Origin of the sequence: Streptomyces puniciscabiei (assembly GCF_006715785.1) — a bacterium.
Classification (GTDB): domain Bacteria; phylum Actinomycetota; class Actinomycetes; order Streptomycetales; family Streptomycetaceae; genus Streptomyces; species Streptomyces puniciscabiei.
Genome location: NZ_VFNX01000001.1, coordinates 2266272 through 2277919 on the forward strand (window position 1 = coordinate 2266272; position 11648 = coordinate 2277919).

Sequence of the window (11648 nt, forward strand, 5' to 3'; positions counted from 1 at the left end):
GGGTAACTCGACTGGGCAGGGGCAAGGGCGACTCGACCGGCCGGGAAGAGGCCCGGGCGGCTCAGCCGGCAAGAAACACGGAGTCGGACGGCTCGCTCGGACAGCGACAGGGAGCCCCTCGGCCGGCCGGGAAGGAGCCGAGGCGGCCCAGTCGGGGGCCGGCGGCTCGGTCCGCCAGGGGCAGGGACGGGCACTCGGCCAACCGGCAAGAGACCCCGGCAACCCAGTCGGGCAGAAACGGCGCGCGACCGCTCGCTCCGCCACGGACAGGGAGCCCCTCGGCCGGCCGGGAAGAGGCCCGGGCGGCTCAGCCGGCCAGAAACACGGAGTGGGACGGCTCGCTCGGACAGCGACAGGGAGCCACTCGGCCGGCCGGGAAGGAGCCGAGGCGGCCCAGTCGGGGGCCGGGCGGCTCGGTCCGCCAGGGGCAGGGACGGGCACTCGGCCAACCGGCAAGAGACCCCGGCAACCCAGTCGGGCAGAAACGGCGTGCGACCGCTCGCTCCGCCACGGACATGGTGAGCGGTCGGCCCGGAGGGGGCCAGGCCCTCGGTCGGTGGTAGGTGGGCCGTGGCATACTGGGCGCATGCTTCAGCACGCGACCTTCGTCTTTACCTATGGCATCCGGCCCGCCGGCTGCCATGGTCGTGCTGCTTGAGCGCAACGCCAAGCGACTTCCCAGGCGCCCCGGGCCGACAAGGCCCGGGGCGTCTGTCGTTTCCGGGTCCTGCCGTTCCGGGGCGTCCCGCCACCTTCACCAGGAGCCCCCGACATGACCACCACCACCCCGGAAGAGACCGTCTCGACCCCGGAAGAGACCATCGCCGACGCCCGTGAGCGCATCGACGTGCTCGACGACCGGATCATCGGTCTCATCCAGGAGCGGATGGCCGTCTCCGCCGTCGTCCAGCAGACCCGCATCGCCTCCGGCGGACGCCGGGTGCACCTCTCCCGTGAGATGGAGATCCTCGGCCGTTACAGGGAGGCCCTCGGCAAGCCGGGCACCGGCCTCGCCATGACCCTGCTCGAGCTGTGCCGGGGCCGCATCTGAGCGTCGTGTCCGAGCCGCACCGTGTACGAGAGGCGTGTCCGATCGTCGCGTCCACGCGCCGCGTCCGCGCGTCGTATCTGAGTTCGGGCGCCGTCTCACCCGTACGGCGCGTGACCGGCTCGCGCGGCGCTTCGTTGAGCGGGGTGTCCGTGCCAGCCAGGGGCGGGCCCGACAGAACCACGCGTGGCTCGCTGGAGCGATGAGGCGTACGGGTCGTGCCGTACGCCGTGGGACCTCGCTCCAGGGAAGTGACCGGACGGCAGGGGACAGCAGCCCGGTCACCCATGAGAACGGTCGGCTCCGGGGACGCCCGGGGCCGACCGGCGGAAAACTGCACATGCGCACCAGTGCCACGTCCCCGCACCGAGTCCCCGCACCGACAACGGCACGGCTGCACACCGTCCACCCCTCGGGAGCAGGACCACCCACCCCTCGGGATCAGGACCAAGGACCAGCGGCGCACCCCCCGGCGCCGCCCCGGGCACCGGCGCTGCCCTGACGCCGGTGCTGACCAGAAGAAGGGCCCCGCGGTCTCTCCGTCCCGCGGGGCCCTTCGTCACGCCCCGGCACACCGGGGAGCGTGTGGCCTACTTCACATCAACATCCCGTCGGATGACGCACAACCCTCCTCACGTGTCACGGGTCTCACCTACGCAACCAACGGCCATGCCCGTGCCCCACACACGCAGGCCTCCGACACGTGCTGCCGCGCGGCAGCACGCGAGCCCCACAAGAGGTCCTCGATGAAGCTTCGCCGCGCCATGACGACCGCGGCTGCGACGGCTGCCCTCGCGCCGTTCGCCCTGGTCTGCGCCCCTGCCGCGTTCGCCGACGACTCCCCGAGCGCCACGGTCAGCAGCCCGGACGCGACCGAGTCGACGCCCGCGGCCGACCCGAGCAGCAGCCCGGCCGCCGACACGAGCTCGCCCGCCGCCACGGCGTCGGACAGCCCGGCCGCCTCCGACTCGGCGAGCACCGGCACCTCGGCCTCCGCCTCCGCGTCCGAGTCGGCATCCGCGTCCGCCTCCGCGTCCACCTCCACCAGCCCCAGCGAGAGCGCCGAGCCCAGCGACGGGCCGACCACGCCGTCCGGGGTCTGCGAGGAGGACGACGCCCACTACAAGTCCAAGATCCACGCCTCGCTCAGCGGTCTGCCCGGCGAGATCGCCGTGGGCAGCGGCTGGCACCCCTTCACCCTCAGCGTCAAGAACCCGACGTCGAGCAACCTGAAGGACGTCATCTTCTACGCGGGTGTCGGTCCGAGCGACCCCAACGCCCAGTACGCCTTCCGGACCAGCCAGGTCCAGCTCCAGGTGAAGTACGACGGGGCCTGGTACGACGTCGAGGACGGCGCCGGTCACTCCAACGGCTACCTCGACCTCAGCAACATCAAGGCCGGCCAGACGGTCAACTACCAGCTCCGGCTGAACGTGAAGGCGGGCGCCCCGGTCGGCGAGGGCCTGACCATCGGTGGCGGGATGTACTTCGACGACGAGGAGAACTGCATCGGCACCGACCAGGCCAGCTACCTGATCAAGATCGTCAAGGCCGGTACGGACACCGACGGGACGAAGCCCCAGGAGGGCGGCCAGGTCCCGGTTCCCACCCAGAAGCCGAGCAAGACCAACACCCAGGACGTCACCGGCTCGCTCGCCGAGACCGGTTCCAGCTCCATGCTGCCGACCATCGGTCTGGTCGGCGGTGTCGCCGTCGTCGTCGGCGCCGGAGCGGTGTTCACCGTCCGCCGCCGCAAGGGCGCCGGTTCGAACACCGCCGCGTAAAGCGACGCCGCCGCGCAAGCGCGGTCGTATGCCGAAGGGGCCTGCGCCAGGAGGGGGGCGCAGGCCCCTTCGGCGTACCCGCGCTACTTCTTCGGCGGTACCGCCGGCATCCCCAGGAACGGCAGGCGCAGCGCGCCGAACGCCTCCGGGGGAACCGCCGGGGCCTCGGGCTCCACCGGCTTCAGCCGCTCGTACGCCGCCCCCTGTGCCGGACGCGGGTCCTCCTCCCCCTTGTTCGGCCAGAAGGACATCGCGCGCTCGGCCTGCGCGGTGATGGTCAGCGAGGGGTTCACGCCCAGGTTCGCCGAGACCGCGGCGCCGTCCACGACGGAGATGCCCGGGTGGCCGTAGAGGCGGTGGTAGGGGTCGATCACGCCGGTCTCCGCGGAGTCGCCGATGGGGCAGCCGCCGAGGAAGTGCGCGGTGAGCGGGGTGCCCATCAGCTCGCCGACGTTGCTGCCGGCGAAGCCGTTGATCTCGGCGGCGAGCGCGGAGGCGGCCTCGGTGGCGGCCCTGATCTGCTTCGGGTTCGGCGCGCCGTGCCCCTGCCGCGCGGTGAGCAGGCCCTTGCCGACGCCGCCGGGCTTCAGATACGTCGTCAGGGAGTTGTCCAGCGACTGCATCACCAGGCCGATGATGGTCCGCTCGGACCAGCGCCGGTTGGACAGGGAGCGCAGGACCAGGAGCGGATGCCGGGCCGCGTTCGCCAGCCAGGCCAGCGCGCGGGAGGAGCCCTCGGCGTAGGGGACCTGGAGGATGGACAGGCCGCCCATCGAGTTGGAGCCCTTGCCGTAGCGGACCGGCTCGATGTGGGTGTTCTCGTCGGGGTGGATCGAGGACGTGATGGCCACGCCCCGCGTGAAGTCGGCCCTGGGCTCGCCGGTCGCCTTGCGATAGCGGCGGTCGTCGGTCTGCGCGCCCACCAGCGCCTCGGAGTTGGTGCGGGTCAGGTCGCCGAGCCGGGCGGAGAGGTACGGCAGCCGGCCGCCGGCCTTCATCCGGTGCAGCAGGGTCTGTGTGCCGTAGGTGCCGGCCGCGAGGACGACGCGGCGCGCGGTGAAGAGCCGGCCCTCGCCCTTCTTCTTCCGGTCCGTCGGCAGGGTCGCCACGGCGTACCCGCCGCGTGAGTCGTCCGTGACGGACACGACCGTCGTCATGGGGTGGACCACCGCGCCCGCCTTCTCGGCGAGGTGGAGGTAGTTCTCGTTCAGGGTGTTCTTCGCGCCGTGCCGGCAGCCGGTCATGCACTCGCCGCACTCGGTGCAGGCGTTGCGGGACGGACCGGCGCCGCCGAAGTACGGGTCGTTCACCTGCTCGCCGGGCCTGGCCTTCGCCTTGCCGTCCGCGTCCTTGCCGTCGCCGAAGAACACGCCGACCGGGGCGAGATGGAAGGTGTCGCCGACGCCCATCCGCTCGGCCGCCGCCTTCAGGTGCACGTCGGAGGGCGTCATCGTCGGGTTGAGCCGTACGCCGAGCATGCGCTGGGCCTGGTCGTAGTACGGCTTCAGCTCCTCCTGCCAGTCGGTGATGTCCCGCCACTGGGGGTCGTCGAAGAAGGCCTTCGGCGGTACGTAGAGGGTGTTGGCGTAGTTGAGCGAGCCGCCTCCGACGCCTGCGCCGGCGAGGACCATGACGTTGCCGAGCAGGTGGATGCGCTGGATGCCGAACATGCCGAGCCTGGGGGCCCAGAGGTAGTTCTTCAGGTCCCAGGAGTTCTTGGGCAAGGTGTCGCGGGTGAAGCGGCGGCCTGCTTCGAGCACGCCGACCCGGTATCCCTTCTCGGTCAGGCGGAGGGCGGACACGGAACCGCCGAACCCCGATCCGACCACGATGACGTCGTAGTCGTACCCGTCCTCGTCCCGGGTCTGGACAGACTTCTCCTGCGACACGTGCTCTCCTCGTCGAGAACGGGGGGTTTGCGAACGGGGTTGGCGGGGATCGGGACTTCTAGCGGAACCGGAATGTCTTCATCAGGCGCAGACTCGTGCTCATGAAGCGGGCGTACGCCTCGTCCGTCATGCCCAGCGACGGCGCCATCGGCAGCAACCGCTGCTGGGCCACCGTCTGGGCCTCCGTGTACTTGAGGATGCCCTCGGAGCCGTGGCGGCGGCCGAGACCGGAGTCCTTCATGCCGCCCATCGGGGACTGGACGCTGCCGTAGGCGGGGGCGTAGCCCTCGTTGACGTTGACCGTGCCGGTGCGCAGTCGGGCGGCGACCTCGCGGCCGCGCCGGGCGCTGGTCGTCCAGACCGAGGAATTGAGGCCGTACGGCGTGGCGTTGGCGCGCTCGATCGCCTCGTCGTCGCTCTTGAACCGGTAGATGGAGACGACCGGGCCGAAGGTCTCCTCCTCGCAGACGGCCATGGAGTCCTCGACGCCGTCGAGGATGGTCGGCTCGAAGAAGTAGGGGCCGATGTCGGGGCGGGCCCGGCCGCCCGCGAGCACCTTCGCGCCCTTGGCGACGGCCTCCTCCACATGCCGCTCGACGGTCTTCAGCTGGCGCTCGCCGACCAGCGAGCCCATGTCGGCGCCGTAGGCGAGGGAGTTGCCGAGCCGCATGGCCCTGGTGCGGGCGGCGAAGCGCTCCAGGAAGGCGTCGGCGACCGACTCGTGGACGTACAGCCGCTCGATGGAGATGCAGAGCTGGCCGGCGGAGGAGAAGCAGGCGCGCACGGCTCCGGCGGCGGCCTTCTCGATGTCGGCGTCGTCGAGGACCAGCATGGCGTTCTTGCCGCCGAGTTCGAGGGACACTCCGACCAGGCGGGCCGCCGCTCCTTGCGCGACCTCGCGCCCTGTGCGGGTGGAGCCGGTGAAGGAGACGTAGTCGGCGTGCCGGACGACCTCCGGGCCGACGACCGGGCCCTCGCCCAGCACCACCTGGAAGACGCCCTCGGGCAGACCGGCCTCGATGAGCAGGTCGCGGGCCCACAGCGCGGTGAGGCAGGTCTCGGTGTCCGGCTTCATCACGACCGCGTTGCCGGCGACGAAGGCGGGCAGCGCGTCGCCGACCGACAGTTCCAGGGGGTAGTTCCAGGGGGCGATCTGGCCGATGACGCCGCGCGGGTGGCGGAGTTCGGTGACCTTCGTGAGTGTCGGGACGGCGCCGGTGTGCCGCCTGGGCCGCAGGTAGGCGGGGGCCTTGCGGCCGTAGTGACGGGCGGCGACGGCGACGGCCTGCACCTCCTCGTGCGCGTGCAGCCGGGCCTTGCCGGTCTCCAGCTGGATCAGGTCGAGCACCTCGGCCTGACGCTGCAGCACCAGGTCGTGGAAGCGGAGCAGGACGGCGGCCCGCTGCCGTACGGGGGTCTTCTCCCACACGGCCTGGGCGGACCGGGCCGCCTCGAAGGCCTTCTGTACGTCCTCGGGGGTGGACTCCGGCAGGTCGGCCAGCTTCTCGCCGGTGAACGGGGTGTGGTTGGCGGTCCGGCCGGAGCCGACGACGCCCTTGGTGAGCTGGGCCACCAGTTCCGGGGTGACCACGTCGGCGGCGGTGCGGACGCCCTCGGGGGCGGGCGCGAGCGGGTTGGTGCCGGTGCTGTCCGGGGCCTGCGTGTCCGTCATGACGCGCAGGGTATGCCGCGGCGCAGCCTTTGTGTACCCGTCGGTAACGGGGATTCACCGAGTGCTCACACACTGCCAGTGATCACTGGCAGTGAATGTGCTGATCAGGGCGTTGGCGTCGTGACCCGCAGAAGGATCAGCCGAGTCCGGCTTTTTTCGCGAGGAGCAGTCCGAGTGCGGTCCTGGGGGTGCGGCGAGGGGGCTCGGGGGACGGGTGCGCGCTCGGGTCGGAGGACGGGCACTCAGGGGGGTCGGTGAAGGGTGGCGCAGGCCGCTCGGGTGCGGGTTCGGGCGCCGGTTCCGGTACGGGTGTGAGCCCCAGGTACTCCCGCAGGGCCGCCGCGACCTCCGCCGCGCCGGGGCGGGCCTCCGGTGCGTCGGCGTGCAGCCGGTCCAGCAGCGGACCCAGCGGGCCGGGGTCCGCGCCGGCGAGGGCGACGCGGAGCAGGGCACCGAGGGACCACAGGTCGGAGGCCGGGCCGGCGCCGGGCCCCGCGGCGCGCTCGGGGGCGACGAAACCGGCGGGCGCGTCCTCGGTGTGTCCGTCGCCGGTCCCGAAGTCGGTGACGACCACCCGCCCGGTGCCGGACTCCAGCAGGACGTTGGCCGGTTTGACGTCCCGGTGCACGATGCCGACGGCGTGGGCGGCGCGCAGGGCACCGAGCACGGCGAGCCCGATCCGGGCGGCCTCGGCGGGCGGGAGGGGGCCGCGCCGCAGGGCCTCCCGCAGCGACTCCCCCGCCACCAGCTCCATGACGATCCAGGGGACTTCGCCCTCGGTGACGACGTCGTACACCGTGACGGCGGAGGGATGGCGGACCCGGGCCGCGGCGCGGGCCTCCCGGAAGAGCCGGTGGGCGATACGGCGGCTGTCCTCGTCGTCGGCCGGATCGCCGGGCAACTGGGGCTCCTTGACCGCGACCAGGCGGCCCGGCTGCTGTTCGTCCGCGGCCCGCCAGACGGTCCCGGTGGGCCCGGACCCGAGGCGTTCGGCCAGCCGGTAGCGGCCACCGATCAGACGTGCGTCGGGCGGGTGTTCGCCGTCTCCACTCATGTCACATGAGTACCGTGCGCACCACGCTCTTGTCGAAGCGGGGCACAGCGAAGCGGTCGGCTCGCGGGAAGCGGGCGGTCAGGCGGCCCAGCGGTGCAGGGTGAAGCCGTGGCGCGCCTTGCGCACCTCCACCGCTCCGGCACCGGCGAAGTGCGCCGGGACGACCAACTCCCTTTCCTCGGCGGCGCGTTCCAGGACACGCCGACGGGTCGCGGCCGCCTGCCGCGGGTCCAGGCAGAAGCAGCTGCTGCACTCGGGGCGCAGGATCTGCACCGGGCTGTGCAGGAGGTCGCCGACGAACACGGCCCGCTCGCCGCCGGATTCGACCCGCAGCACGGAGGAGCCCGGGGTGTGGCCGGGGGCGGGCTCCAGGACGAGGTGCTCGTCGATCCGGTGGCCGTCCTCCCACAGCACGGCCTGTCCGGCGCGGTGCACGGGCGCCACACTGTCCTCGTACAGCAGCCGGTCGTCCACGCGCACCCCGCCGGCGTATCCGCCCTCGGGGCCGAAGTGGCGGTCGTCGGCGGCCGGCAGAAGGTACCGGGCGCGTGGGAAGGTCGGCACCCACTCGCCGTTGACGTCATGGGTGTTCCAGCCACAGTGGTCGGCGTGGATGTGGGTGTTCACCACGAGGTCCACCTCGCCCGGGTCCACCCCCGCCCGCCGCAGCCGCCCGGGGAGGTCGCCGGGGCGCCGGTGGAACAGCGGGTTGCCGGGCCGCTCCCGGTTCCGGCCCACCCCGGTGTCGACCAGGACGGTCCGCCCGGCGCTGCGCACCACCCAGGTCTGCAGCGCCGAGACCGCCATGTCGGTGCCGGGCTCCCAGTGTTCGGGGGCGAGCTGATCCTCGTACTCCTGCCACAGCCCGGGACCGGAGTCCGGGACGAGCCGCCGCGCGGGGGCGAGGGGCCCCTGCCACTCGACGATGCGGAGCACCTCGACGTCCCCGACCATGAACTTCTGCACGCTGTCTTCAGCCATGCCTCCAGCCTAGGAGCCCGCGACGAGCATCCCAATGCTTCTCCGGCTCGATCGAATACGCTGGAGTCTCACAGACCGCCTCGCGGTCCGTCTCACAGCCGGTTCTCACAGGCGGTCCCGCAGGCCGTTCCGGGGAGGTGTCCGATGGACGTGGTCAGCGACGCGATCTCCGCCGTACGGGTGGGGCGGCCCTCCTCCAGCCGGCTGCGGGTGAGCGGCGACTGGGCCGTGCGGCTGGCGCCGTACGAGGGGGCGGGCTTCCATGTCGTGCTGAGCGGCGCCTGCACCCTGCTGCCGGACGACGGCGGCGCACCGGTGCCGCTCGGTGCCGGCGACGTGGTGCTGGTGCCGCACGGCGCCGGGCATGTGCTGGCGGACGCGACGGCGGGACCGGACGCGGCGCGCCGGGCACGGCCCTTCGAGGAGGTACGGGAGCCGGACCGGCCGCTCGCGGGAGCCGGGCCCGAGGTGCGGCTGCTGTGCGGCAAGTACCGCCTCGACCGCAGCCGGACGCACCCCCTGCTGGCCGAGCTGCCCGACCTGGTGCACCTGCCGGCGGGCGGCGGACACTGCCCCGAACTGGGTGCCGCCGTGGGGCTGTTGGCCCGGGAACTGGACGGTGACGCCGGCCGGCCGGGCACCGCCCTGGTGCTGCCCGGGCTGCTGGACCTGCTGCTGGTCTACATGATCCGCGCCTGGGCGGCCCGCGCCCGCACGGGCAGCTGGCCCGCGGCCCTGGCCGACCCCGTGACCGCCTCCGCCCTCCACGCCCTGCACTCCGATCCGGCGGCACCCTGGACGAACGACCTGCTGGCCGCCCGCGCCGGTGTCTCCCGCGCCACCCTCGCCCGCCGCTTCACCGCCCAGGTCGGCCGCCCGCCGATGGCGTATCTGACCTGGTGGCGGCTGACCCTGGCGGCGAGACGGCTGCGCGAGACGGACGCGCCGCTCGCGACGGTGGCCCGGGAGACGGGGTACGGCAGCCCGTACGCCCTCTCGCACGCCTTCAGCCGCGAGTTCGGCACCACCCCGGGCCGGTACCGGGGCCGCGGCGCCCCCGAGGTCAGAGCTTCCTGATCTCCAGCTTCGCGATCGCCGCCCTGGCCACGTCGCGGCCGCGGGCCGTGAAGTCGCCCTTGCCCGGTAGCCGCGCGCCCACAGCCACGGGGAAGGCGAACCGGTCACACACCCGTGACCGAGCGGCCGTTCAGGATCCCGCCCGGAAGGTGTCCACCGCCACGTCGAAGTACTCCCGCGCCTCCCGCACCTTGCCGACCGGCGCCGACACCCACACGTCGTACATCCGCCCGGCCTCCTCCCAGCACAGGTCGTAGGTGTGGCGCGGCCCCTCCGCCGCGCTGAAGCCGTTCCAGGTGAACTCCCAGAGCGCCGCCGGGTGTCCGTCGTGGCCGGTGGGGGTGACCCGGCCGTCGTGGTAACCGGGGTTGGTGGCAGGTCCGTCGGCGGCCGACCGGTTCATCACCGCCCGCGGGCCCCCCGGCTGGGGATCGGCGACCTTGATGCCGAGGCGGAAGGTGCCGCCCGGTGAGAGGTAGAAGACGCGCTCGCCCTGCGGACTGCGGGTGAAGTCGTCCGGTACGGCGAGGGAGAAGCCGGCCGGGTCCCGGGCCGTGCGGTAACCGGAGGGCGCGGTGCGCGAGCCCCCCGAGGCCGTCGGGGCCGTCCCGCTGGGCAACGGGCCGGGGGAAGCGAGCGTCGGGGACAGGGACGGCCGCGCGGACGGGCGCGTGCCGGTCCCGGTCGCCGGGGAGGTCGCCGTACCGCCGGGGCTGCCGCCGCCGTGCCCGCTCCCGTGCAGCAGCAGCGCCGCCGCCGACACACCGGCCCCTGCCAGCGCGGCGACGAGCAGCGCCGCGACCAGCACCCCGCGCGTGGACGTGCGGGCCGGGGGCTCCGCCGCCGTCCCGGAGACGGTGGGCGGCGACTGGGGACCGCCGTGCGGAAGGTCCTGCTGGGTCGGCGTGTATCCCGCGACGCCCTCCGGGGTGCGGCTCCCGGCCGCATCGGACCGGGGTGCGCGCCCCGAATCCGCATCGGCTCCCGGGGCACGCGCCCCGGCCGCATCAGCCGTACGGTCCCGGGCCCCGTCGGACCTCGGCGTACGCCCCTGTGCCGCATCGGATTCCGAGGGACGCCCCCCCGCCGCCCCGGCCCCCGGCGTACGGCTCCCCACCGGACCGGAGCCCGGGAAGCGGCTCCCCGCCGCCCGGGATCTCTGCGTCCAGCTTCCCGTCACCCCCGGCCTCGGTGTCCGCCCCCCGCCGATCCGGTGGCCGCGCCCGGAGACCGGCGCGCCGGGCGGGCCCGGTGCCTCGGGGGTCCGGCCCGTCTCCAGGAACGTCCGCAGCATCTGCTCGGCCTCGGCCGCGCCGAGCCGCCGGTCGGGGTCGCGTTCCAGCAGCCCCCGTACGACCGGCAGCAGCGGCTCGGCCTCGGCGGGGGGCCGGATCTCGGCGGCGACCACGGCGTGCAGGATGCCGCCGAGCGAGTCGCGCCGGAACGGCGACTCGCCGCTGAGCACCGTGCACAGCAGCGCGCCCAGCGACCACAGGTCGGACTCCGGGCCGGTGCGCAGCCCCGACATCCGTTCCGGCGCGGTGTATTCGGGCGAGCCGACGAAGGAGCCGGTCTCGGTGAGCGTGGTGGCGCCCGCGACCTGCGCGATGCCGAAGTCGGTCAGCACGACCCGGCCGGTGTCCGACTCGATCAGCACGTTCGCGGGCTTGATGTCCCGGTGCAGCACCCCTGCCTCGTGCGCGGTACGGACCGCGCCGAGCAGGGCGATGCCGATCCGCGCGGCCTCGGCGGCGTCGACCGGGCCCTGTTGGGAGATGCGGTCGGCGAGCGAGCCGCCCTCGATCAATTCCATGACCAGGTACGGCCGTTCGTCCTGCTCCACCACGTCGTGCACGACGATGATGTGCGGATGCCGCAGCTGGGCGACCGCCCGCGCCTCACGGAACGTACGGTCCCGGCGGCGCCGCGCGTCGCCCTCGGCGAGGGAGTCGTCCGGGAGGAGTTCCTTGACCGCGACACGCCGGCCCAGCACCTGGTCCTCGGCCCGCCACACGACGCCCATGCCGCCGCGCCCGATGCGTGCCTCCAGACGGTAACGGCCCGCGATCACCCGGAAGTCGGCGCCCTCGGTCCCCATGCGCCCCATCATGCCGCACCGGACCCGCCCGCTCCGGGGCACCGA

8 protein-coding genes are annotated in these 11648 nt (G+C 73.5%); 3 read left to right on the forward strand and 5 right to left on the reverse strand.

The genetic code is table 11. The features are described from left to right. Positions 1 to 772: 772 nt before the first annotated feature. Positions 773 to 1051, forward strand: a complete 279-nt coding sequence (locus tag FB563_RS10160) for a chorismate mutase (protein WP_055704756.1) — start codon at positions 773 to 775, stop codon at positions 1049 to 1051. Positions 1052 to 1794: 743 nt separating this feature from the next. Next, on the forward strand, positions 1795 to 2832 hold the full coding sequence (locus FB563_RS42845) for an LAETG motif-containing sortase-dependent surface protein (RefSeq protein WP_063797035.1): 1038 nt from the start codon (positions 1795 to 1797) through the stop codon (positions 2830 to 2832). 83 nt (positions 2833 to 2915) lie between these two features. Here FB563_RS42845 and FB563_RS10175 read toward each other — a convergent pair whose 3' ends face one another. The 4 genes from FB563_RS10175 to FB563_RS10190 all read right to left on the reverse strand — a co-directional run bounded on the left by FB563_RS10175 (position 2916) and on the right by FB563_RS10190 (position 8428). Further along, complete coding sequence (locus tag FB563_RS10175) at positions 2916 to 4721, reverse strand: GMC family oxidoreductase N-terminal domain-containing protein (protein ID WP_055704754.1); 1806 nt, start codon at positions 4719 to 4721, stop codon at positions 2916 to 2918. A 58-nt stretch (positions 4722 to 4779) separates the two neighbouring features. Next, positions 4780 to 6393 carry a succinic semialdehyde dehydrogenase gene (locus FB563_RS10180; protein WP_055704753.1) on the reverse strand — a complete coding sequence of 538 codons (1614 nt, stop codon included), beginning with the start codon at positions 6391 to 6393 and terminating at the stop codon, positions 4780 to 4782. A gap of 136 nt (positions 6394 to 6529) precedes the next feature. Further along, the gene (locus FB563_RS10185; RefSeq protein ID WP_055704752.1) at positions 6530 to 7447 is read right to left on the reverse strand and encodes a serine/threonine-protein kinase; all 918 of its coding nucleotides are present in this window, start codon (positions 7445 to 7447) and stop codon (positions 6530 to 6532) included. A gap of 78 nt (positions 7448 to 7525) precedes the next feature. Continuing rightward, on the reverse strand, positions 7526 to 8428 hold the full coding sequence (locus FB563_RS10190) for an MBL fold metallo-hydrolase (RefSeq protein WP_055704751.1): 903 nt from the start codon (positions 8426 to 8428) through the stop codon (positions 7526 to 7528). 144 nt (positions 8429 to 8572) lie between these two features. On the opposite strand from FB563_RS10190, the gene FB563_RS10195 reads away from it, so the two are divergent. Continuing rightward, positions 8573 to 9505, forward strand: a complete 933-nt coding sequence (locus tag FB563_RS10195) for an AraC family transcriptional regulator (protein ID WP_055704750.1) — start codon at positions 8573 to 8575, stop codon at positions 9503 to 9505. Positions 9506 to 9635: 130 nt separating this feature from the next. Here the strand turns inward: FB563_RS10195 and FB563_RS10200 are convergent, their stop codons facing one another. After that, a complete protein-coding gene (locus FB563_RS10200) occupies positions 9636 to 11603 on the reverse strand; it encodes a serine/threonine-protein kinase (protein WP_142218609.1) in 1968 nt (655 codons plus the stop codon). Positions 11604 to 11648: the final 45 nt, after the last annotated feature.